The sequence below is a fragment of the Mesorhizobium sp. LNJC394B00 genome (assembly GCF_000502555.1).
Lineage (GTDB): Bacteria > Pseudomonadota > Alphaproteobacteria > Rhizobiales > Rhizobiaceae > Mesorhizobium.
The window spans coordinates 72,141-93,791 of sequence record NZ_AYWH01000006.1 but is presented as its reverse complement, the minus strand read 5'-3'; the positions used below and the strand labels follow the sequence as shown (position 1 = coordinate 93,791).

Sequence of the window (21,651 nt, the reverse complement as noted above, 5' to 3'; positions counted from 1 at the left end):
TAAGGCGGCGCTATAGCAATCCCCGCTTCACCATCATCGCTTCCGGCGAAGGCATCTTGCCGCGGAACGCCGTGTACAGCTCCTCCGGATCCTTCGACCCGCCAGCGGCATAGATATTCTTCCGAAGCCGTTCCGCCAGCGCCGGGTTGAAGGGATCGCCGGTCTCCTCGAAGGCGGCGAAGGCGTCGGCGTCGAGCACTTCCGACCACATGTAGGAATAGTAGCCGGCTGAATAACCGTCGCCGGAGAAGATATGGCCGAAATGCGGGGTGCGATGACGCATGGCGATGGTGTCGGGCATATCAAGCTTTTCCAGCGTTTCGGCTTCGAAACGCAGCGGTTCCGCCGGCGCATCCGGCCGCGCGTGATACGCCATGTCGATCAGCGCCGACGCTGTGAACTCGACCGTGGCGAAACCGGCGCCGAACGTGCGGGCGGCCAGCATCTTGTCGAGCAGCGACTTCGGCATCGGCTTGCCGGTCTTAACATGCAGCGCATGCTTTTCCAGCACTGCGGGCACGGTCAGCCAGTGCTCGTAGAGCTGCGAAGGCAGTTCGACGAAATCGCGGGAAACCGAGGTGCCCGCCACCGACGGCCAGGTGACGTCGGTCAGCATGCCGTGCAAAGCATGGCCGAACTCGTGGAACAGGGTCTTGGCCTCATCGACCGACAACAGCGCTGCTTCCCCGGCCGGCGGCTTGGCGAAGTTCATGATATTGTAGATCACCGGCTTGGAGCCATCGCCAAGCTTGTAGCCCGACTTCAGCGCGCTCATCCACGCGCCGGAGCGCTTCGAGGACCGGGCGAAATAGTCGGCGAGGAACAGGCCGCGCTCGCTGCCATCGGCGTTCTTCACCACGAAGACGCGCGCGTCGGGATGCCAGGCGGCGATGCCCTTCTTCTCCTCGAAAGTGATGCCGAACAGTTTTGTGGCGACGTCGAAGCAGGCGTCGATGATGCGGTCGAGTTGCAGATAGGGTTTCAGTTCCGCCTCGTCGAAGGCGAATTTTTCGGCGCGCAATTTCTCCTGGTAGAAGCGCCAGTCCCAGGCGGCGAATTTTTCGTTGCTGCCTGCCTTGGTCGCCAGCCGCTCCAGCTCCTTCTGGTCGGCGGCGGCCTTCTCCAGCGCTTTCTCCCAGACCGGGTCGAGGAGGTCGTGCACCGCCTTCGGCGTCTTGGCCATGGTGTCGTCGAGTTTCAGCGCGGCGAACGAGGCATAGCCTAGCAGCCTGGCCTTTTCGGCGCGCAGTTTCAGCATGTCGCGCACCACTGCGGTGTTGTCGCTGGCGCCGCCATTCTGGCCGCGCATGGTGAAAGCGCGGAAGGCGCTCTCGCGCAGGTCGCGGCGTTCGGAGAAGGTCGTGAACGGCTCATAGATAGAGCGCGACAAGGTGACTGCGTAGCGGCCTTTCTGGCCGCGCGTCTCGGCGGCTTCGGCCATCGAACTCTTCACGAAGTCCGGCAGGCCCGCAAGATCAGCCTCGTCGAGGAAAAGCGCCCAGTCGCGCTCGTCGGCCAGCACGTTCTGGCCGAAGGTCGTGCCGAGCGAGGACAGCTCCTCGCTGATGTTGGCCAGCCGCTTCTTGCCGTCGGCGTCGAGTTTTGCGCCCGATCGCACAAAGCCTTTCCAGGTCTTCTCCAGCACCCGCAGCGTCTCGGCGTCGAGTTTGAGCGTCTCACGGCGCTGGTAGAGATCGTCGACGCGGGCAAACAATTTCTCGTTCATCGAGATCGCCGAGAAATGCCTCGACATTTTTGGCGAGATATCGCGCTCCAGCGCCTGGATCGCATCGTTGGTGTGGGCGCCGGCCCGGCACCAGAAGATCGACGAGACATGGTCGAGCGGCTCACCGGCGAGCTCGAGGGCTGCCAGCGTATTCTCGATGGTCGGCGCATCCTTGTTGCCGGCGATCGCATCGATTTCGGCCTCATGTGCCTTCAGCGCCGCGTCGAACACCGAGGAGAAATCGTCGTCGCCGATGCTGGCAAAATCCGGCAGGCCGAGCGGCCCTTGCCATTTGGTCAGCGGATGGGCGGCGAGATCGACGGTTTTCGTGGACGGCATGGGGGATCTTTCGATGATTGGCGGAGCTTGCTGACCGATGTAGGGCGATGACTGGCGCGGCGCAACAGCGCGGCCGTTCAAGCCCGCGTCAGAAGCCGTCGCAATTTTCCGCGATCGCCGCTTGCGAACTGGCGGTGATGCGGTTGCCGGTGACGGCGAACGTCTCCTGCATCAGCATGTCATTGTTGGGGAAATCATAGCAGGCGATGACAGTTGTGACGCCGGCCTCGCTCTTTTCGACGCGATGCCGGATTGCGGCGCCGGCGACCGCGCCCTTCCATTCGTCGATCGACGCGATGAACTCCTGCTTCGACTGTACGACGCCGAGATCGTCGAGCTTGATGCGGACATCGTCGGCGAGCAGGTCCGACAATTCGGTGCGATCGGCGACCAGCAGCGCCGAATACCAGCGGTCGATAATGGCGCCGTCATCGGAGCGGGCAGGGACGAGCGAAATCAGCAGCGCCGCTACGGCGAAAGCGATCGCAGGCCAAACCCGCATTCTTGCCTCCTCTTATTTGACCATGCCCTTATCCGAAAACCGGTTCCCACTTTTCGGGATCATGGGTCTACGTCAAATCCGGCCGCTCGAAGTCGCCGGTGTCCTTGTTCATCACCCAGAGCTCGCCGGTCGAGATGTCGAACCAGGCGCCATGCAGCGACAGCCGCCCCTTGCCTTCGAGGATGGAGACGCAAGGGAAGGTCCTGAGATTGGCGATCGAATAGCGGATGGAAATCCGCTCCAGCGCCGTCTGCCGTTCGGTTGTCGTCATGAACGTGCTGGACGAAACGGTTTCGGCCGCCGGCGCGATCAGGCTCATCCATTTGCCGATGAAGTCGCCGGGCGACAGCGGCGCCGAATTGGTGTCGAGCGCGGCGCGGATGCCGCCGCAGCGGCCATGGCCCATCACCACGATGTTTTTCACCTTCAGGCTCTGCACGGCGAATTCGAGCGCGGCCGAGGTCGAGTGGAACTCGCCGTCCGGCGCATAGGGCGGCACCAGATTGCCGACATTGCGCAGGACGAACAGTTCGCCCGGACCGGCGTCGAAGATCGCCTCGGGGGCAGAGCGGGAATCGCAGCAGGCAACGATCATGGTTTCGGGCGCCTGCCCCTCGCGGGCAAGCTCGCGATAGCGTCCGCTCTCGGTGAGATAGCGGCCATTCATGAAGTTGCGGTAGCCGGTCCAAAGATGTTCGGGGAGATGGGGCATGGGCTAGGGATGAAGCCTTTCGGGGTTAGCGACGGCAGCTCATTTCAAGTTAGAAAGGCTCTAACGGCAAATGCCCGTCGCGGGCAATGCCGAATTGCGGATGGCTTCGTCGCAAATCGCCATGCCGCACGCATGGCGCCGCTTGCCTCACGCCCAGATCGCCAGGGGAATGCCGAAACGGTCGGCAAGCGGCGGGTCGGGAAACGGCGTTGCCTCCCCGCCGGCAATGCGTCCGGCAATCAGCATCATCGCTGCGGCGTCGAGGAAATCGTCGGCGGCAGCACCGCGTTGCGGCGGCTGGTCAAGGAAAGCTCTGGTATAGCCGTGCCGGCAGAGCAGTGCCTTGCGTTCTTCCATCCCGGCCGGATTGACGGCGCCCTTGATCTTCTTCGGCAGTGTCATCGGTTTTTCGCCGTTCAGCCGGCAGAAGGCCACTTCGGGATGCGATTCGAAGACGCGGCGGCGCAGTTGCGGACGTGCGATCAGCAGCGCGTCGATCTCGCGTATCTTGGCAAAGATGCCGAAGGCCTGGATCGAGACGCCGCGTGGCGGATCGGAGGTCGCCTTGGCCACCTCGCTGGCGCGCCGATGTGCCTCATACCAGGCCTCGACCGTGGTGAAGCCGCTGGTGTCGGCGTAGAGGGCCGGGCGGGACGGGATAGAGAAGACGCTGGATTGCCGTGCTCCGAGCATTGGCCGTACCAAGGTCTCCGGCCCGCGCCCGCCTCTTTTCGAGACGTCCGGCAGGCCGATCGGCATGTCGACGACCACTGTCGCATCGGCGGGCAAGGCGTCGAGCAGGGTCGCAAAGCTGGGAAAGACGCGGACTGACGGCGCGGCATCCAGATCGCGGCGGACGGCGATCCAGCCGGCCTTGCAGCCGTCGACGCCGACGACCACGGTCGAGGTCACGCCCGGCGGTCCCGCCCCGGATGCGTGAGGTGGCGCAGTTGCACCATCGCCATCGGATGCGACAGGCTCTGGGCATCGGTTTCAAGCTGCAACTCGTCGCCGCCACGCTTGGCGGTTCGCGCCAGGATTTCGTAGACGGCGGCGGTGGTCGATTGCAGCGCCTTGATCGGCGGCTGCCCCGACAGGATGCGGGCGAGGTAGACGGCCGCAGTCAGGTCACCGAGGCCATTCGGCGGCTTGTCGATGAGGCGGTGTTCGGCCAGCAGCGCCTGGGTGCCGTCAAGCAGCAGATTGCCGGTGCCGCCGGTCATCATCGACTGTGCCGACGTCACCAGCATTGTTGACGGTCCGGCATGGAGGGCGGCCGAGATCACCGATTTCAGATCGGGCAAAGGCGCGCCGGCCATCCACTCCAGCTCATAGCGGTTGGGGGTGGCGATGTCGGCGATCGGCATCAGCCGGTCGCGCATCGCGGCGGCCGTCGGCTCGGGCACATAGAGCCCGCCGGAATCGCCCATCACCGGATCGCATATATAAATCGCGTCCGGCGTCTTGGCCTTGACCGCCGCAACCAGCGAGGCGACGGCCTCGGCCTGGCCGGCCTCGCCAAGATAGCCCGACAGCACCGCGCCGACCTCACCCAGCCAGGGCGCGCGCTCGAGATCGGCCATCAGCGCCTTGAACTGGTCGAGCGGCGGCACGATGCGCGTGGCGCGGCCATGGCCCGGATGCCAGGGCAAGATGACCGTCGGTACCGCCCACACGGGAAAGCCCAGCGTCTCCAGCGCAAACACGGCGGCGCGGTTGCCGACCGAGCCGCGGGCGACATGGCTGGAAATGACGATGACCGCGCGCGGCGCGTCGGCTTTTTCGCGGTTCATGGAAAATCCTAGATACGGATAATTTTTCGTTGAATCGTCATCCTGATCTATCTCTTTGGTTGGAGGATGATCTCCGGACAAAACGGTTCCCGTTTGTCCGAGAAAACCGGTTCCCACTTTTCAGGATCATGCTCTAGCTGCCCCGGGAGACGTAGTACACGAGCCAGATCAAAAGGCCGAGGGCGACGATGAGCCCAAGTGCGCGACCGATGCGGGTGCCCCAGACCTCGATCGGATCGGATCGGTCGGCCTCCGCTGCGGTAACATGATCGCGCGCGCCTTTCGCTGCCCGTGACACCAGCGATGCGCCGCCAAGGCCGCCCTCGTTCGCCACGCGCTCGATAATGCGGCGCGATTCGCTGTCATCGTCGTGGCGTTCCGCCATGATCCTGTCCTGTTTGCCGGCAACCATACCGTGTTCGCGCGATCAATCACAGGGCCTCGCCGGCGCATGAATGCGCGCCAGGAATGCGCGCCAGCGGCAGACATTTTCTTGAGCGCGGATTGTGCTAATGCTTCGCATGCAACTTCTGTCGAGGGACCTCACCATGTTTGCCCAGCGCCTTGCCTTCCCTTTCCGCAGTCTGCCGGCCGTGCTGATGATGGCCGTCGTGCTGCCTCTGCTCGCCGGCTGCGGCTTCAACACCATCCCGACGGCGGAGGAAAACGCCAAGGCGGCATGGAGCGAGGTGCTGAACCAGTATCAGCGTCGGTCCGACCTCATTCCCAATTTGGTCGAGACGGTGAAGGGCTATGCCTCGCATGAAAAGGACACGCTCGATGCGGTGGTCGAAGCGCGCGCCAAGGCGACGCAGATCACGGTGACGCCGGAAACGCTGAAGGACCCCGAAGCGCTCAAGAAGTTCCAGGATGCGCAATCAGGGCTGACCAGCGCGCTGTCGCGGCTGATCGCGGTGTCGGAGGCCTATCCCGACCTCAAGGCCAACCAGAATTTCCTGGCGCTGCAGGCGCAACTCGAAGGCACCGAGAACCGTATCGCCGTGGCGCGGCGCGACTACATCCTGGCGGTCAAGGATTACAATCTGACGCTGAGGACCTTTCCGTCGGTGCTATGGGCAACCTTCTGGTTCCGCAGCAACGAGCCCTTCGCCAACTTCACCGTCGAAGAAGACAAGATGCAGCCGCCGAAGGTCGATTTCGGCACGAAGCAGGGCGGGTGATGACGTCTGGGTGAGCTTGGCCTTTGCCAGCCTTGCGTTCCTTCACACCCCCCTCTGTCCTGCCGGACATCTCCCCCTCAAGGGGGGAGATCAGCTGTCTTCTGTCCTTGCGCCAAATATCAGCGTTGCCGGCTGAGCGTCGGCAGCGAGATTGCCAATCTCCCCCCTCGAGGGGGAGATGTCCGGCAGGACAGAGGGGGACGCGAAGGAACGCCAACCTTGGTGTTCTTCTCGCCTTTCTGGCCGTCTTCCTGCCCCTCACCGCCTTCGCCGCCGACCTCCCCGCGCTGACCGGCCGCGTCGTCGATAACGCCGGCATTATCGACGCGGGAACCAAAGCCGCGCTCACCCAGAAACTCGCCGACTTCGAGACAAAAGGCTCCGACCAGATCGTCGTCGCCACCATCCCCAGCCTCGACGGCGAGGAGATCGAGCCTTACGCCAACCGGCTGTTTCGCTTCTGGAAGCTCGGCCAGGCCAAGGAAAATAACGGCGTGCTGCTGCTGGTGGCGCCGAACGACCGCAAGATGCGCATCGAGGTCGGCTATGGGCTGGAAGGCACGCTGACCGATTTGCACACCAAGCTGATCATCGAAAACGACGTGGTGCCGGCGTTCCGCGCCGGCGATTTCTCCGGGGGCATTTCCAAGGCCGTCGACGACATGGTGATGGTGCTGGAAGGCAATCCGGAGGAATTGGAGGCGCGCGGCGAGCGCAACCAGAAGCCGCCCATCAATACCGACAATCTGTTCTTCGGCGTCTTCATCAGCATCTGGGCAATCATCTTCTTCGGCAGCATGGCCGCCTCCATCCTGCCGCCGATCTTCGGCCAAAAACTCGGTCCCGGCCGCTATCGCTGGCTCGGCATGACATTCGAGCCGGGCCGGCGGTCGTCCAGCGGCGGCTGGTCTTCGGGCGGGGGCGGCTGGTCGTCGGGTTCAAGCGGTGGTGGCGGCTTTTCCGGCGGCGGCGGTTCGTCCGGCGGCGGCGGCTCCTCGGGAAGCTGGTGACGAGATGACAACACGCATCGCCAATCCCTGGCATGGCCGCTTCGCCACGATGACCGGCGCTGCCTTGCTGGTCTTGCTCGTCAGCTTCGCGGCGCTGGCGGCGGAACTGCCCGCCCTCACCGGTCGTGTCGTCGACAATGCAGGCATCATCGATGCCGCGACCGAGGCGGCGCTCACCCAAAGACTGGCCGATTTCGAGACCAAAGGCTCCGACCAGATCGTCGTCGCGACGGTTCCCAGCCTCGACGGCGAGGAGATCGAGCCTTACGCCACCCGGCTGTTCAACGCTTGGAAGCTCGGCCAGAAGGCCAAGAACAATGGCGTGCTTCTGCTGGTGGCCGTGAACGACCGCAAGATGCGCATCGAGGTCGGCTACGGGCTGGAAGCCACGCTCACCAACCAGCACGCCACACGGATCATTGAAGGCATGGTGCCGGCCTTCCGCGCCGGGGATTTCTCCGGCGGTATTTCCAAAGCGGTCGACGACATGATCATGGTGATTGAGGACAGTCATGGTGGTTGAGGGGAACTGGTGACGGCATGACAGTACGCGTCTTCAATCCGCCAAGACCTGGCCGCGCAGCCGCGACGATCGGCATCGCGCTGTTGACGATGCTCACCATGCTGTTTGTAGCTTTGGCGGCAGACCTGCCGGCACTCACCGGGCGGGTGGTCGACAATGCCGGTATTATCGACGCCGCGACCAAGGCGGCACTGACGCAGAAGCTCGCGGATTTCGAGACCAAAGGCTCCGACCAGATCGTCGTCGCCACGATCAACAGCCTCGACGGCGAGGAGATCGAACCCTACGCCAACCGGCTGTTCCGCTTCTGGAAACTCGGGCAGGCCGGCGAAAACAACGGCGTGCTTCTGCTGGTGGCCAAGAACGACCACAAGATGCGCATCGAGGTCGGCTACGGGCTGGAAGGCACGCTGACCGACCTGCACACCAAACTGATCATCGAAAACGACATGGTGCCGGCGTTCCGCGCCGGTGATTTCTCCGGCGGCATTTCCAAGGCCGTCGACGACATGGTCATGGTGCTGGAAGGCAACCCGGAAGAGCTGGAGGCGCGCGGCAAGCGCAACCCGGCCGACCGCAGCACGCCCATCGATCCCGTCGTCGCGGTCTTCCTGATCCTGTGGGCGGCGATGTTCTTCGGCGGCCTGGCGATGGCCTTCCTGCCGCCGATCTTCGGCACCAAGCTGTCGCCGGGCGTGTATAAATGGCTGGGCATGACCTTTCGCTACGGCCAGGGGCCGAGCGGATCGTCCTCGGGCTCCAGCAGCTGGACAACAAGTTCGTCGTCGGGCAGCGGATGGTCATCGGGAAGTTCGGGCAGCAGCTGGTCTTCGGGCTCAAGCAGCGGCGGCGGGTTTTCAGGCGGCGGCGGTTCGTCCGGCGGTGGCGGGTCTTCAGGGAGCTGGTGAGAGAAGATGGCAACACGACCGATCAGCCCACAGGACCATGAGCGCATCGCCACCGCGATCCGCGCGGCCGAGGCCAAAACCGACGGCGAGATCTACTGCGTCGTTGCGCATGCCAGCGACGGCTATTTCTTTCCCGCCGCCTTCATGGCGACATCAGGCATGCTGATTGCCAGCCTCGCCGTCGCTTATGGGCTGGAAGCCTGGTGGCTGTCGATCCGGCTGCCGCATTTCGTCATTGTCCAACTGCTGGCACTGGCCTCGGTGTTGGTGCTTTTGTGGGCGCTGCCGGGCTTGCGCATCCATCTGGTGCCGCGCCGGCAGCGTTATCAGGCGGCACATCACAATGCGCTCAGGCAGTTCCTCGCCCGCAATGTCCACCGCACCACGGCGCGCACCGGCGTGTTGGTCTTCGTGTCGATCGCCGAGCGTTATGCCGAAGTGGTCGCCGATTCGGGCATCGACAGCAAGGTCGGCCAGCATGTCTGGGACGGCGTGGTGCGCGATCTCCTGCAGCATGCCGGTCACGACCGGCTCGCCGACGGCTTCGTCAAGGCGATCGGGCAGGTCGGCGCGGTGCTGGCCGAGCATTTCCCGGTGACGTCGGGCGACGCCAATGAACTGGACGATCATCTGGTCGAGATCTGAAAAGCCAGCAAGCGCTACCCGGACGGACGCCTGATCGCGCCGGCTGGGTGCGTTTTCCAGGCAGGCTTTGCCCATTGTCAGCAGCGTCGCGATCCGCTGTGAGAAAGCGGTCGGCGGGCTGACCTCGACTCTTGCAAATGGCCGATGCGGGTTTATGGTTAACAAATCATGAATACGCTGAGCATCGACATCAGGAAAGCCGAACCGCGCGACGCCGGCGCCATTGCCGACGTGCACCAGCAGGCTTGGGAGGGCGCCTATTCCGGCATCATCCCGCATCGCTCGCTGACCTCGATGATCAACCGCCGCGGCGCCGACTGGTGGGCCAACGCCATCCGCCGCGCCGCCACCGTTCTGGTGATCGAGATCGGCGGCACCATCGCCGGCTATGCCACGATCGGCAAGAACCGCGCCCGCGAGCTGAAGCAACAGGGCGAAATCTACGAACTTTACCTGCGTCCGGAATATCAGGGCATCGGGCTCGGCAGCCGGCTGTTCAAGGCGGCGCGGGCGCGGCTTGCCGACCACGGGCTGAAGGGAATGGTGGTGTGGGCGCTGGAAGACAACCAGAACGCACTTTCCTTCTATGCCGGCGCGGGTGGCCGTGACGTCGCCGAAGGCGTCGAGATTTTCGAGCAGAGGGCGCTCAAGAAGGTCGCCTTCGTCTGGGAATGACCGGCCTCGGTTACAAATCATCATAAACCGTGCGCTTCCGTTAGCGCTTCGCACCAATCGCCGCATTGCACCATGCCGCGCCGCCCGCTATCGATCTTGGACATCGAGAGAGGGATTTAAGCCATGCGAATCGAAGCCATTGCCATCGGAAAGAACCCGCCCGAGGACATCAACGTCATCATCGAGGTGCCGATCGGCGGCGAGCCGATCAAGTACGAGATGGACAAGGAGGCCGGCACGCTGTTCGTCGACCGTTTCCTGCATACGTCGATGCGCTACCCCGGCAATTACGGTTTCGTGCCGCACACGCTGTCGGGCGACGGCGACCCGATCGACGTTCTGGTCTGCAACACGCGCGCGCTGGTGCCGGGCTGCGTCATCAATGTGCGGCCGATCGGCGTGCTGGTGATGGAAGACAATGCCGGCCAGGACGAGAAGGTCATTGCCGTGCCCTCGCCGAAGCTGACGCTGCGCTACGAAAACGTCACCGAATACACGCAGCTGCCCGAGATCACCCGCGACCAGGTCCAGCACTTCTTCGAGCACTACAAGGATCTCGAGCCCGGCAAATGGGTCAAGATCGAAGGCTGGCACGATTCGAAATACGCCAAGAAGATGATCGTCGACGCGATCGCACGGGCGAAGGCGGCGAAGTAGCGCCGAGAGAGGCCTGCGTCTCGTTCAAGTAAGCGGCAAACGCCAGCGCGAGGCACCCCCCTCTGGCCTGCCGGCCATCTCCCCCTCAAGGGGGGAGATCGGATGTCGCAACGGCTTTCGTCAATTTTCAGCGCCGAAAGAAAAGCGCCGCCAGCGAAGCTGCCAATCTCCCCCCTTGAGGGGGAGATGCCCGGCAGGGCAGAGGGGGGTGCCTTGCACCCACGTGGCTAGTTATCCACCCGACCAAACGCCGGCACGTTGCCGATGACGGTGTGCTTGTCCTTGCCACAGGCGAAACTCTTCGCCTTTTCGTCCGCCAGCTTGCGCGCCTGGTCGTTGGCCTGAGGGTTGCCGGTGGCGAGCACGAGGCCGATGGTGCAGCCGTCGCGGGCTTCCATCTGGGCGACCTTGGCGACGAGCAGCACTTCGGTCGGCTTGTTCTCATCCTCGGGATTGCTGATCGAGCGGCGGTGGATCACGGCAAAGGGAACGGCAACGTCGCCCTTGGTCTCGATGCGCCATTCGACCTTGGCGCCGGACGAGTTGAAGCCGGAAAAGCTCTCCCAGACCGAGGTCATCTCGCCGCCGGGCGGAAACCCGTAGAATAGCGATTCACGCGCATCGTCGTAGGCGATCAGCACGGGATAGCCGCGATAGCCGGAGCAGGCGAGTTCGGCCCAGTCGCCATCGCCTTCCTCGGCCTGCGCATAGGTGACGCAATCCTTTTGCGAGTCGAGGTCGGTGTAGACGCTGGATATTCCGTCGGCATGGGCGACCTGGCAGAGGCCGGCAAGGGCAAGCGAGAGCAGAAGAGCGCGCATGGCGAATAATCCCTGTGGTTATTTCGCTATCGGGCTCTGAGCCTCGCAAAAAAATATAGCGCGTACAAAGCGGAAAACGAAGCGGCTGCAACGAACGCCTGGTAGTCCATCCAGCAGATTGCGAGGAGTGACGCGCAGGCGGCAAGCAGGACGACGGGAACAAAAACATCCAGGTATAAAAATACCAAAGCGACTGCGCTTATCGACGCGATCAGAATGCGCGCCGTTTGGGTAATGCCGTGTGCCTTGCCGTCGAAATACATCCCAACATACATCGCAACCGATGCGACCAAAAACAGAAAAAGCACTCTGCGCAGAACGGCCTCCTTGACCCTGTGCTCGTTCAGGTCGAAGACCGTGGCAATATCCCTCTTTTCCTCGTGCGAGATCAACGCCAGGTCGCCCCGCTTCATGTAATTGATCCCGAACATTTTTTTGAGATCGTCCAAAATCGTCTGAGCAATGTTCAAGTCGTTACCTGCGATTCTGTTTTGATCGCTGACATGACAGCGATATTGCTTGCGGTTGGAATGGATCGCAAGAGGTCTATTTCTTCAAGCTCGCCTCGATCAGCAGGTCGGCGTTGCGGGCGACCGCTGCCGCCGGGCCGCCGAGGCCGAAGAGCTGGCCACTGATATAGGCGCCTTCGATCAACAGCAGCAGGCCGTCGCCGAGCGTCTCAGGGTCTTTAGCGCCCATCGCTGCGGCCATCGCGCGCAGGCGGTGGCGCAACTCCTGCTTGTTGGCCTCGCTGACGACGCGCGCCGGATGGCCATGTTCGGGATATTCCACCGCCGCGTTGGTCATGCCGCAGCCGCGATAGTCCGGCCTTTGCGTGCGCTTGCCGACGCGAGTCAGGAAAGCCCTGAGCTGTGCCCGCGGGTCGCCGGGATGGGCAGCCACGGCTTCGTCGAAACGCTCCCAATACTCACGGTCATATTGCCTGAGATAGGAAGCGGCGAGCTCGTCCTTGGAGGGAAAGCTGCGGTACAGGCTGGGCTTGGTGACGCCGGCGCGCTTGACGATCTCGTCGACGCCGATCGCCCGGATGCCGCGGCGGTAGAACAGGTCGTAGGCCACGTCGAGGATTTTCTTGGCAGCCTTGGGCGGTGCGGCTGCATGACCGTCCTTGATGGTCAGTTCAATATTTTTGTCCGTTGGCATGGTATGACTCGATTGACGTGTTACCGATCGGTACGTATACGTGTCCTCACCCTGCAACGTACCGGTCAGTAACATGATAGCTCAATCCCGTCCCTTTGGCCAGCGCTACGCTTTCGTCGTGGTTGGCGTCATCTTCCTTTGCCTGTTGATCGCGGCCGGGCTTCGTTCCGCACCCTCGGTGATGATGCTGCCGTTGGATAAAAGCTTCGGCTGGGGGCGCGATACGGTTTCGATTGCCGCTGCGATCGGCATCTTCCTTTACGGCCTGACCGGGCCGTTTGCCGCCGCATTGATGGAGCGTATCGGCTTGCGCCGCACGCTGCTTGCCTCGCTTGTGATCATGTCGGGCTCGACCGCGCTCAGCCTACTGATGACCGAGCCCTGGCACCTGTTCCTCACCTGGGGCGTGTTTTCCGGCATCGGCTCCGGCGCGGTCGCCACCGTGCTCGGCGCCACCATCGTCAACCGCTGGTTCAAGACCAATCGCGGCTTGGTGATGGGGCTGATGTCGGCCTCCAGCGCCACCGGCCTGTTGGTGTTCCTGCCGCTGCTGGCATCGCTCGCCCAGTCGGGCGGCTGGCAGCCCGTCGCTATCGCCGTCTCGATCGCCACCGCCTGTCTTCTGCCGCTGGTCTGGCTGTTGGTTCCGGAGCGTCCCGCTTCGATCGGCATGGTGCGCTATGGCGCCGGGGCGGATGACGTGCCGCCGGTATCGCCGGCATCGCAAGGCAATTTCCTGGCGCATACGCTGAACACGCTACGCCGCGCTGCCCGCACCCGCGTCTTCTGGTATCTGTTCGCCACGTTCTTCATCTGCGGCTTCACCACCAACGGGCTGGTCGGCACGCATCTGATCTCCTTCTGCGGCGACATGGGCATCCCCGAGGTACAGGCCGCGGGCCTGCTGTCGCTTATGGGCATTTTCGACCTGATCGGGACGACGCTCTCGGGCTGGCTCACCGACCGTTTCGACCCGCGCAAGCTGCTCGGCGTCTACTACGGCATTCGCGGCCTGGCGCTGATCTATCTGCCCTATTCCGGCTTCTCGGCGACCAGCCTGATCATCTTCGCGGTGCTCTACGGTCTCGACTGGATCGCCACCGTGCCGCCGACGCTCAGGCTCGCCAACGAGGCCTTCGGTGACCGCAGCGGCCCGATCGTGTTCGGCTGGATCGTAGCCGGCCACCAAGTCGGCGCCGCCACCGCCGCCGCCTTCGGCGGCACCATGCGCGAATTGCAGGGCAATTACGAACTGGCCTTCCTGATCGCCGGCATGACGGCGATCGTGGCTGCGTGTCTGTCGCTGCTGATCAATACGAGCAGGCCGGCTTTCGATCCGGAGCCGCAAGCGGCGTAAGGCGCGGTACTAATCTCCCCCCTGAGGGGGGGGAGATGGCCGCGAAGCGGCCAGAGGGGGTCCGTGCGACCGGACTCAGCCTCTTGCGCAGAGGTCGGCGCTCCAAGCGAGGCGACCCCCTTCTGTCGCCTTCGGCGACATCTCCCCCCTCAAGGGCGGAGATCACCTGTCGATTGTTATCAAAGTTTCATCTTCCCGAGATGTGGCTGAAACATTGAAGCTGGAGCTTGCTGGCACCGTTCGAAGCCATCAGGAGACAGCCATGAACAAGATCTCGTTGACCCGCCGCGCTTTCGTCACCTCTGCCAGCGCCGCCGGTCTGCTCGGCGCATCGGGGCTCGCTTTGCCCTATTATTCGCGCGCCAGCCAGCGCCCGGCCTTCACCCATGGCGTCCAGTCCGGCGATGTCGATGCCTCGAGCGGCATGGTGTGGACGCGCACCGACCGGCCTTCGCGCGTCATGTTCGAAGTGTCGTCGACGGAAAACTTCGCCAATGCGACGCGGCTGGCGCCGCTCGATACCTCGCCGGCCAGCGACTTCACGGTCAAGCGCCTGCTTACCGACCTCGCCTCCGACCAGGATATCTTCTACCGGATGACTGCCGCCGACCTGTCGGATATCAACGCCGTTTCCGAACCGATCGTCGGCCGTTTCCGCACAGCACCCGCCTCGAAGCGCGACATAAAATTCGCCTGGTCGGGCGACACGGCCGGCCAGGGCTGGGGAATCGATGAGACCGGCATGAAAACCTACGCCACCATCGCCAGGCACACGCCGGATTTCTTCCTGCATTCCGGCGACACCATCTATGCCGATGGCGCCATGAAGGACGAGGTAGACCTGCCTGGCGGCGGCAAGTGGAAAAACGTCGTCCTGATCGACGGCAAGCGCAAGGTGGCCGAGACGCTGGATGAGTACCGCGACCAGTGGAAATACAACATGATGGACAAAAACGTTCTGGCCTTGAGCGCCATCTGCCCGACCTTCTACCAGTGGGACGATCACGAGGTGCTGAACAACTGGTCGGATTCGAAGAATCTCGGCGCCGACAGCCGCTACACCGAAAAATCCATCCATGTGCTCGCGGCGCGTGCGGCGCGCGCCTTCCATGAGATGACGACGATCCGCTACGAGCCGTCCGAGCCCGGCCGCGTCTACCGCAAGATCGCGCATGGGCCACTGCTCGACGTGTTCTTCCTCGACATGCGCTCCTATCGCGGCCCGAACGGCCCCGACATGCAGGAGGACATGACGCCGCAGTCACGCATGCTGGGCGAACAGCAGACGAAATGGCTGAAGCGCGAGCTGACGAATTCCAGGGCGACCTGGAAGATCATTGCCGCCGACATGCCGCTCGGCCTCGTCGTCTGGGACGACGGCGCCAAGAAGGTCGGCGCGGAAGCCATCAGCAATGGCGACAATGGCCTGCCCAAAGGCCGCGAGCTCGAGATCGCCGACCTGTTGCGCTACATCAAGACTGCCGGCATCACCAACACGGTCTGGTTGACCGCCGATGTCCACTACACGGCGGCGCACTATTACAACCCCGACAAGGCGCGGTTCCAGGATTTCAATCCTTTCTGGGAATTCGTCTCGGGCCCGATCCACGCCGGTACCTTCGGTCCCAATGATTTCGACATGACCTTCGGCCCGGAGCTGAAATTCATCAAGGCGCCGACCACCGAACAGGGCCAGAACCTGCCACCCTCGGCCGGCCTGCAGTTCTTTGGCCTGGTGGACATTTCAGGGGCGACAGAGCAGCTGACCGTGCGGCTGATGGATCGCGACGACATCGAGCTTTACAAGGTGACGCTCGATCCGGTGCGGTCGGCGTAAGCCTGTAGGGACGGCGCGAAGGATCGCTACGCTTGGAATGGGCAACCGTCAGTCCGGGTAGCAAACCGTCGGAATCTTCGGCCACACCGCGCTGTCGCAACCTGCAACCTGCTGCCTCTGCTTGAAAGAGGCGCTGACCGGGCCAGTGACCATTGGGTCGACGCCATCAGGGGCGTCGGCAAACATCTGCTCGGCCGTCCGGTCGGACGACGAAGCCGGATTGGCTTCCTTCACCGTGGCGGCCGATTGAGCGGCATTGGCCGCCAGCATGGCAGCGAATGCGACCGAAGCGATGAGGGGCCAAAATCGGTTGAGTTTGTCGGTCATGAATTTCGAACTACCCGGGCCCAGAAAGGTTCCCGCCTTGGTTAACAAAACCATCTCACACCGAGATGCTTAAGATTTGATGAGTATTTGGTGGTGCGCCTCCTCTTTCGCAATTGCGAAAAACCCTGTATGAGCCGCCCAACCGAAATAGGCGGCGCCTTTTGGCCTGCTGCCTGCAACGCTCCCGAGACCACAAAATGAAAATTCGTAATATCGCGATCATCGCGCACGTCGACCATGGAAAAACCACCCTCGTCGACCAATTGCTGCGGCAATCCGGTTCCTTCCGCGACAATCAGCGCGTCGCCGAGCGCGCCATGGATTCCAACGACCTCGAAAAGGAACGCGGCATCACCATCCTGGCTAAGGCGACCTCGGTCGACTGGAAGGACACCCGCATCAACATCGTCGACACGCCCGGCCACGCCGATTTCGGCGGTGAGGTCGAGCGCATCCTGTCGATGGTGGATTCGGCGATCGTGCTGGTCGACGCCGCCGAAGGCCCCATGCCGCAGACCAAGTTCGTCGTCGGCAAGGCGCTCAAGGTCGGCCTGAAGCCGATCGTCGTCATCAACAAGATCGACCGTCCGGACGCCCGCCACGTCGAAGTGGTCAACGAGGTGTTCGACCTGTTTGCAGCGCTTGACGCCACCGACGAGCAGCTCGACTTCCCGATCCTCTACGGTTCTGGCCGCGATGGCTGGGTCTCGGAAAATCCGGAAGGCCCGAAGGACCAGGGCCTGGCGCCGCTGTTCGACCTCGTCATCAAGCATGTGCCGGAGCCGACCGTTCATCCCGGCCCGTTCCGCATGATCGGCACCATCCTGGAAGCCAATCCGTTCCTCGGCCGCATCATTACCGGCCGTATCGAGAGCGGCACGCTGAAGTCCAACCAGGCGGTCAAGGTGCTCCACCATGACGGCACGCAGATCGAAACCGGGCGCATCTCCAAGATCCTCGCGTTCCGTGGCCTCGAGCGCCAGCCGATCGAAGAGGCGCAGGCGGGTGACATCGTGGCAATTGCCGGCCTGTCGAAGGGCACTGTCGCCGACACGTTCTGCGACCTGGCGGTGACCGAGGCGTTGCATGCGCAACCGATCGATCCGCCGACCGTGACCATGTCTTTCCTGGTCAATGATTCGCCGCTCGCCGGCACTGAAGGCGACAAGGTGACCAGCCGCGTCATCCGCGACCGCCTGCTGCGAGAAGCCGAAGGCAATGTCGCGCTCAAGATCGAGGAATCGCCCGACAAGGATTCGTTCTTCGTTTCCGGCCGCGGCGAATTGCAGCTGGCCGTGCTGATCGAGACGATGCGCCGCGAAGGCTTTGAAATCGCCGTGTCGCGTCCGCGCGTCGTCATGCAGAAGGGCGAGAACGGTGAATTGCTGGAGCCGGTCGAGGAAGTCGTCATCGACGTCGACGAGGAGCACGCCGGCATCGTTGTGCAGAAGATGTCGGAGCGCAAGGCCGAGATGGTCGAGCTGCGGCCTTCGGGCGGCAACCGTCAGCGCATCGTCTTCCACGCGCCGACGCGCGGACTGATCGGCTACCAGTCGGAACTGTTGACCGACACGCGCGGCACCGCCGTGATGAACCGGCTGTTCCACGCCTACCAGCCCTACAAGGGCGAACTGCCGGGCCGCACCAACGGCGTGCTGATCTCCAACGAACAGGGCGAGGCAGTGGCCTATGCCATGTGGAACCTCGAAGACCGCGGCCCGATGGTCATCGACCCGGGCGTCAAGGTCTATCAGGGCATGATCATCGGCATCCATAGCCGTGACAACGACCTCGAAGTGAACGTGCTGAAGGGCAAGAAGCTGACCAACATCCGCGCCGCCGGCAAGGATGAGGCGGTCAAGCTGACGCCGCCGATCCGCATGACGCTGGAGCGCGCGCTGGCCTGGATCCAGGACGACGAGCTGGTCGAGGTGACGCCGAAGACCATCCGCCTGCGCAAGCTCTATCTCGACCCGAACGAGCGCAAGCGCTTCGAGAAGTCGGCCAAGGTTGTGGGCGCGGCGTAATCGCCTGATTGTCTAGATTCAAGAGGGGCGAAGCACCGGTGCTTCGCCCCTCTTGTCATTCACCCATGGCAGCCGAAATGATGGCTTCACGATCCGGCTCGTCGGCCAGGGCAATGCGAATCGCCGTGCCGTCGCGGGCCGGCTTGCGCAAAGCTTTGGTCCCGTCGGGAACGACAACCAGCAATCGCTTCTCCTCCAGCGCCTGAAGCCGCGACCGCGAGATGCCGAGTTCGCCGGCGAGCAAGCGGTCGAGCCGCAGCGATGTCGGCATTTCCAGCCCAAGCCTGATTTCAAGCGCGGCTGCGGGTCGGCCTTCGCCGCCGAGCCGGTGTTTGTGAACGGCGACATCGGGAAACTCCTCGACGCGGCCGACCCGGTTTCGCAAAGCCACGACATCGAAGGCATGGCGGCGGGCGAGGGCCGGATCGTTGCTTTCGAGCGCTGCCAGCAGCGCGGGTTCGATGTCGCGGCGGTTGCAGCGTTCGAAAATGCCGCAATTCCACGAATTGTCGCAGTCGATGCAGCGATAGATCAGCCACACGTCGATTCGCTTGCCATTGGCGTTGACGCGGAATTTGTCGCTGCAGCGATAGGCTTTCACGGCGCTGCAGCGGTTGCAGTGGACCAGGGGTCGAGGCGCGATTTCGGGCGTGATTGCCCAGTGGATAGCGAGATGTTGGGACAAGCCGGAAGACCTTCCAGTGTGGAAGTTCTTCAGGTCGGCAATGGCGAGATGCCCATGCGGGCACGGCGTGGCGAGAGCTAGCTATGTCGGAAATCAGCTGTCACGGGCGGCAAAGCGCGCGACAACGGTTCAGCAGTGCCAAACCGGTCTCGAACCGCCGCCTGAGGAACACGTGAAATGGAGCAGGCACCGCTTAATGCGGCGCCCTGCCAAGTGTGATCAGGGGAGTTGGCGAGACCGGCGGTTACTGAGGCAAAATGAAGCTCGAAATGAATGTCGGGACGGTTCTTCTAGCGGCAAGATGCCGAGCGGGCAAGGTTCATAGGGTGTCTCGCCCTGCTCAGGCGAAGGCGATCTGTACCTTCATCGATTTGTTGCGGTCGCCGGCGATCTCGAAAGCCGCAACCGCCTCGTCCATTGGATAGATGCCGGTCAGCAGCGGCTTAACGTCGACGCGACGGTTGTTGATCAGATCGACGGCCAGCGCGAACTCGTCGTGGAAACGGAAGGAGCCGCGCATTTCGATCTCCTTGGCGACGATGAGATTCTGAGGCAGCGACATGTCGCCGCCTAGGCCGAGCTGCACGAGCACCCCGCGCGGCTTCAGCACATCGAGCCCGGCTCGCACCGCGCGCTCATTGCCGGAGCATTCGAACATGACGTCGAAACTGCCCTTCTCGACATTGTAGCCAGCGAGCTTGTCGGCATCTGTGGCGACATTGATGGTGCGGTCGGCGCCGATCTCGTTGGCCTTGGCCAGAACCGCGTCCATGACATCGGTGACGACGATCTCACGCGCGCCGTGGACACGTGCGGCAAGGATGCTGAGCGCACCGATCGGCCCGCAGCCGGTGACCAAGACCCGCTTGCCGAGCAGCGAGCCGGCGCGGTTGACGGCATGCAGCGTTACCGCGAACGGCTCGGCAAAGGCGGCTTCGTTGATGGAGACATGGTCGGCGATCTTGTGGCACTGCCAGGCCTCGGCGGCGAGGCACTGGCGGAAGGCGCCCTGTATATGTGGCATCGGCATGGCGCTGCCGTAGAATCGCATGTTGAGGCATTGGTTCTGCACGCCCTGCAGGCAGTACCGGCACGCATTGCAGGGCCGGCTGGGCGAAATCGCAACGCGGTCGCCGACGACAAGGCTGGAAACGCCGGCGCCAAGTGCCTTCACCGTGCCGGCGACCTCATGGCCGAGGATCATCGGCTCGCGCAGGCGCACCACGCCGAAGCCGCCATGATTGTAATAGTGCAGGTCCGAGCCGCAGATGCCGCCGGCCTCGACCGATATTTCGACCTGTCCGGCGCCAGGCGCGCCGGGATCGGTCTCTTCGATGCGAAGGTCTTTTGCCGCGTGGATGACGATTGATTTCATGGCCGCGATCCTTTCTCAAACCACCAGCGCGGGCAAGGTCTGACCGCCGAAATTTGCCGCGTCGGCTGGCCCACTAGGCTGCAGGGTGCCAAATCGCCACCGATCGGATATTCTTCGCCATCCAACGCTCGAAGGCTCCGTCATGCACCTCACCTCGCTCCTGATCTTCGCTGCCGCTTTGTTCGTCGCCGCCGGTTCGCCCGGCCCGTCGATCGCAGCCCTTGTCGCCCGCGTCATCTCGAAAGGCTTTCGCGACGTATTCCCGTTCCTGCTCGCCATGTGGATCGGCGAGGGCATCTGGCTGTCGCTGGCGGTGTTCGGGCTGGCGGTCGTGGCGCAGACCTTCCATTTCGCCTTCGTCGTCGTGAAATGGATCGGCGTCGCTTACCTCGCCTACCTCGCCTTCAAGATGTGGACCGCACCTGTCGACGCAAAAGAAGGCGAGATGCCGCGCGAGGATTCGCCGGCAAAACTGTTCTTTGCCGGCATGGCGGTGACGCTCGGCAATCCCAAGATCATGATGTTCTATCTGGCGCTGCTGCCGACGATCATCGACCTCGCTTCGGTGAGTGTCATCGGCTGGGTCGAACTGACGGCGACGATGGCGGTGGTTCTGATCGCCATCGATCTCGCCTGGGTCGTCGCGGCCTCACAGGCGCGCAAGCTGCTCAAAAGCAGGCGCGCCATGAAGATCGCCAACCGAATCAGCGCCACGACGATGGCCGGCGCTGCCGGTGCCATCGCGGCGCGTTGACCTCTCCTACGAGGAGAAGGAAACTTTCACCTCGCCATGGCGTGGTATTCGTCGTTCGGCCGCATGTCGATGGCCGCCGCCACGCGGTTCGACATGTTGAAGAAGGCGGCGGTCGAGGCGATGTCCCAGATGTCGCGGTTGGTGAAGCCGGCGTTGCGCAGTGTTTCCCTGTCCGCCTCGACGATCTTTGCCGGCTCTTCCGTCAGCTTGACGGCGAATTCGAGCATCGCCGTCTGTTTCGGTGAAAGATTGGCAGCGCGGAAGTTCATCACCGTCATCTCGCCGAAAGCCGGATCGCCGGAGAGCTGGCGCACCGCCGCGCCATGCGCGGTCAGGCAATAATAGCAATGGTTGATCGAGGAGACGACGACCGCGATCATCTCCCGCTCCAGCTTCGACAGGCCGGATTCACCCAGCATCAGATCATTGTAGGTGTCGGTAAAGGCGCGCAGCTTCTTCTCGTCGAAGGCATAGGCAAGAAGCACGTTGGGAACCAGGCCGAGCTTTTCCTCGCATTTGGCGAAATAGGCTTTTGTCGCCTCGCTCAGTTCCGCGATACCGAGGTCAAGTGCGCTGATTTTGCCGGACATGGGGTCTCCCTCCTGGTTCACCGCCGCCTGACCGTCGAATTCC

At 63.1% G+C, this 21,651-nt stretch carries 23 protein-coding genes and 1 pseudogene; 11 read left to right on the top strand and 13 right to left on the bottom strand.

Features of this window, described 5'->3' with window-relative positions:
• Positions 1-10: 10 nt before the first annotated feature.
• The 6 genes from X751_RS144250 to X751_RS144275 form a co-directional block, all read right to left on the bottom strand.
• A complete protein-coding gene (locus X751_RS144250; RefSeq protein ID WP_023688838.1) occupies positions 11-2,065 on the bottom strand; it encodes a M3 family metallopeptidase in 2,055 nt (684 codons plus the stop codon).
• Positions 2,066-2,153: 88 nt separating this feature from the next.
• Positions 2,154-2,567 carry a hypothetical protein gene (locus X751_RS144255; RefSeq protein WP_023688839.1) on the bottom strand — a complete coding sequence of 138 codons (414 nt, stop codon included), beginning with the start codon at positions 2,565-2,567 and terminating at the stop codon, positions 2,154-2,156.
• 67 nt (positions 2,568-2,634) lie between these two features.
• Positions 2,635-3,279 (bottom strand): carbonic anhydrase, encoded by a 645-nt coding sequence (locus X751_RS144260; protein ID WP_023668613.1) that lies wholly within the window; start codon positions 3,277-3,279, stop codon positions 2,635-2,637.
• A gap of 147 nt (positions 3,280-3,426) precedes the next feature.
• Complete coding sequence (locus tag X751_RS144265) at positions 3,427-4,191, bottom strand: DUF429 domain-containing protein (protein ID WP_023693218.1); 765 nt, start codon at positions 4,189-4,191, stop codon at positions 3,427-3,429.
• Positions 4,188-5,072, bottom strand: a complete 885-nt coding sequence (gene pdxY, locus X751_RS144270; RefSeq protein WP_023688841.1) for a pyridoxal kinase PdxY — start codon at positions 5,070-5,072, stop codon at positions 4,188-4,190. Before pdxY ends, X751_RS144265 begins: the two co-directional genes overlap by 4 nt.
• A 133-nt stretch (positions 5,073-5,205) precedes the next feature.
• Positions 5,206-5,457, bottom strand: coding sequence for a hypothetical protein (locus X751_RS144275; protein ID WP_023693217.1), 252 nt, complete (start codon positions 5,455-5,457; stop codon positions 5,206-5,208).
• A 163-nt stretch (positions 5,458-5,620) separates the two neighbouring features.
• On the opposite strand from X751_RS144275, the gene X751_RS144280 reads away from it, so the two are divergent.
• From X751_RS144280 to ppa, 7 genes and pseudogenes are all read left to right on the top strand, one after another.
• Positions 5,621-6,253 (top strand): LemA family protein, encoded by a 633-nt coding sequence (locus X751_RS144280; protein WP_023681434.1) that lies wholly within the window; start codon positions 5,621-5,623, stop codon positions 6,251-6,253.
• A 239-nt stretch (positions 6,254-6,492) separates the two neighbouring features.
• Positions 6,493-7,263, top strand: coding sequence for a YgcG family protein (locus X751_RS144285; RefSeq protein WP_198022457.1), 771 nt, complete (start codon positions 6,493-6,495; stop codon positions 7,261-7,263).
• 49 nt (positions 7,264-7,312) lie between these two features.
• Positions 7,313-7,768, top strand: a pseudogene (locus X751_RS144290) (TPM domain-containing protein); the annotation flags it as partial.
• Positions 7,769-7,803: 35 nt separating this feature from the next.
• Positions 7,804-8,694, top strand: a complete 891-nt coding sequence (locus X751_RS144295) for a YgcG family protein (RefSeq protein WP_023681431.1) — start codon at positions 7,804-7,806, stop codon at positions 8,692-8,694.
• A 6-nt stretch (positions 8,695-8,700) separates the two neighbouring features.
• Positions 8,701-9,339: a TPM domain-containing protein gene (locus X751_RS144300; RefSeq protein ID WP_023728709.1), complete on the top strand. Its 639-nt coding sequence runs from the start codon at positions 8,701-8,703 to the stop codon at positions 9,337-9,339.
• A 168-nt stretch (positions 9,340-9,507) separates the two neighbouring features.
• Positions 9,508-10,014 (top strand): GNAT family N-acetyltransferase, encoded by a 507-nt coding sequence (locus X751_RS144305; protein ID WP_023745365.1) that lies wholly within the window; start codon positions 9,508-9,510, stop codon positions 10,012-10,014.
• Positions 10,015-10,137: 123 nt separating this feature from the next.
• A complete protein-coding gene (gene ppa, locus X751_RS144310; protein WP_023668623.1) occupies positions 10,138-10,671 on the top strand; it encodes an inorganic diphosphatase in 534 nt (177 codons plus the stop codon).
• A gap of 227 nt (positions 10,672-10,898) precedes the next feature.
• Here ppa and X751_RS144315 read toward each other — a convergent pair whose 3' ends face one another.
• From X751_RS144315 to X751_RS144325, 3 genes are all read right to left on the bottom strand, one after another.
• Positions 10,899-11,492 carry a hypothetical protein gene (locus X751_RS144315; RefSeq protein ID WP_023745364.1) on the bottom strand — a complete coding sequence of 198 codons (594 nt, stop codon included), beginning with the start codon at positions 11,490-11,492 and terminating at the stop codon, positions 10,899-10,901.
• 26 nt (positions 11,493-11,518) lie between these two features.
• A complete protein-coding gene (locus X751_RS144320; RefSeq protein WP_023681428.1) occupies positions 11,519-11,962 on the bottom strand; it encodes a hypothetical protein in 444 nt (147 codons plus the stop codon).
• A gap of 76 nt (positions 11,963-12,038) precedes the next feature.
• A complete protein-coding gene (locus X751_RS144325; RefSeq protein WP_023681427.1) occupies positions 12,039-12,656 on the bottom strand; it encodes a TetR/AcrR family transcriptional regulator in 618 nt (205 codons plus the stop codon).
• A 73-nt stretch (positions 12,657-12,729) separates the two neighbouring features.
• Between X751_RS144325 and X751_RS144330 the strand changes: the two genes are divergently transcribed.
• Positions 12,730-14,013, top strand: a complete 1,284-nt coding sequence (locus X751_RS144330) for an MFS transporter (protein WP_031198487.1) — start codon at positions 12,730-12,732, stop codon at positions 14,011-14,013.
• Between the two features lie 262 nt (positions 14,014-14,275).
• Positions 14,276-15,850, top strand: a complete 1,575-nt coding sequence (locus X751_RS144335) for an alkaline phosphatase (RefSeq protein ID WP_023700189.1) — start codon at positions 14,276-14,278, stop codon at positions 15,848-15,850.
• A 48-nt stretch (positions 15,851-15,898) separates the two neighbouring features.
• On the opposite strand, the gene X751_RS144340 is transcribed toward X751_RS144335, so the two are convergent.
• Positions 15,899-16,177: a hypothetical protein gene (locus X751_RS144340; RefSeq protein ID WP_245265800.1), complete on the bottom strand. Its 279-nt coding sequence runs from the start codon at positions 16,175-16,177 to the stop codon at positions 15,899-15,901.
• Between the two features lie 197 nt (positions 16,178-16,374).
• Between X751_RS144340 and typA the strand changes: the two genes are divergently transcribed.
• Complete coding sequence (gene typA / locus X751_RS144345) at positions 16,375-18,204, top strand: translational GTPase TypA (RefSeq protein WP_023681424.1); 1,830 nt, start codon at positions 16,375-16,377, stop codon at positions 18,202-18,204.
• A 55-nt stretch (positions 18,205-18,259) separates the two neighbouring features.
• On the opposite strand, the gene X751_RS144350 is transcribed toward typA, so the two are convergent.
• Both X751_RS144350 and X751_RS144355 read right to left on the bottom strand, forming a co-directional pair.
• Positions 18,260-18,889, bottom strand: a complete 630-nt coding sequence (locus tag X751_RS144350; protein ID WP_023745362.1) for a DUF1062 domain-containing protein — start codon at positions 18,887-18,889, stop codon at positions 18,260-18,262.
• Positions 18,890-19,229: 340 nt separating this feature from the next.
• Positions 19,230-20,264, bottom strand: a complete 1,035-nt coding sequence (locus X751_RS144355) for an L-idonate 5-dehydrogenase (RefSeq protein WP_023745361.1) — start codon at positions 20,262-20,264, stop codon at positions 19,230-19,232.
• Between the two features lie 142 nt (positions 20,265-20,406).
• On the opposite strand from X751_RS144355, the gene X751_RS144360 reads away from it, so the two are divergent.
• Positions 20,407-21,018: a LysE family translocator gene (locus X751_RS144360; RefSeq protein WP_023745360.1), complete on the top strand. Its 612-nt coding sequence runs from the start codon at positions 20,407-20,409 to the stop codon at positions 21,016-21,018.
• A gap of 26 nt (positions 21,019-21,044) precedes the next feature.
• Here X751_RS144360 and X751_RS144365 read toward each other — a convergent pair whose 3' ends face one another.
• Positions 21,045-21,608 carry a peroxidase-related enzyme gene (locus X751_RS144365; RefSeq protein ID WP_023745359.1) on the bottom strand — a complete coding sequence of 188 codons (564 nt, stop codon included), beginning with the start codon at positions 21,606-21,608 and terminating at the stop codon, positions 21,045-21,047.
• Positions 21,609-21,651 lie beyond the last annotated feature (43 nt).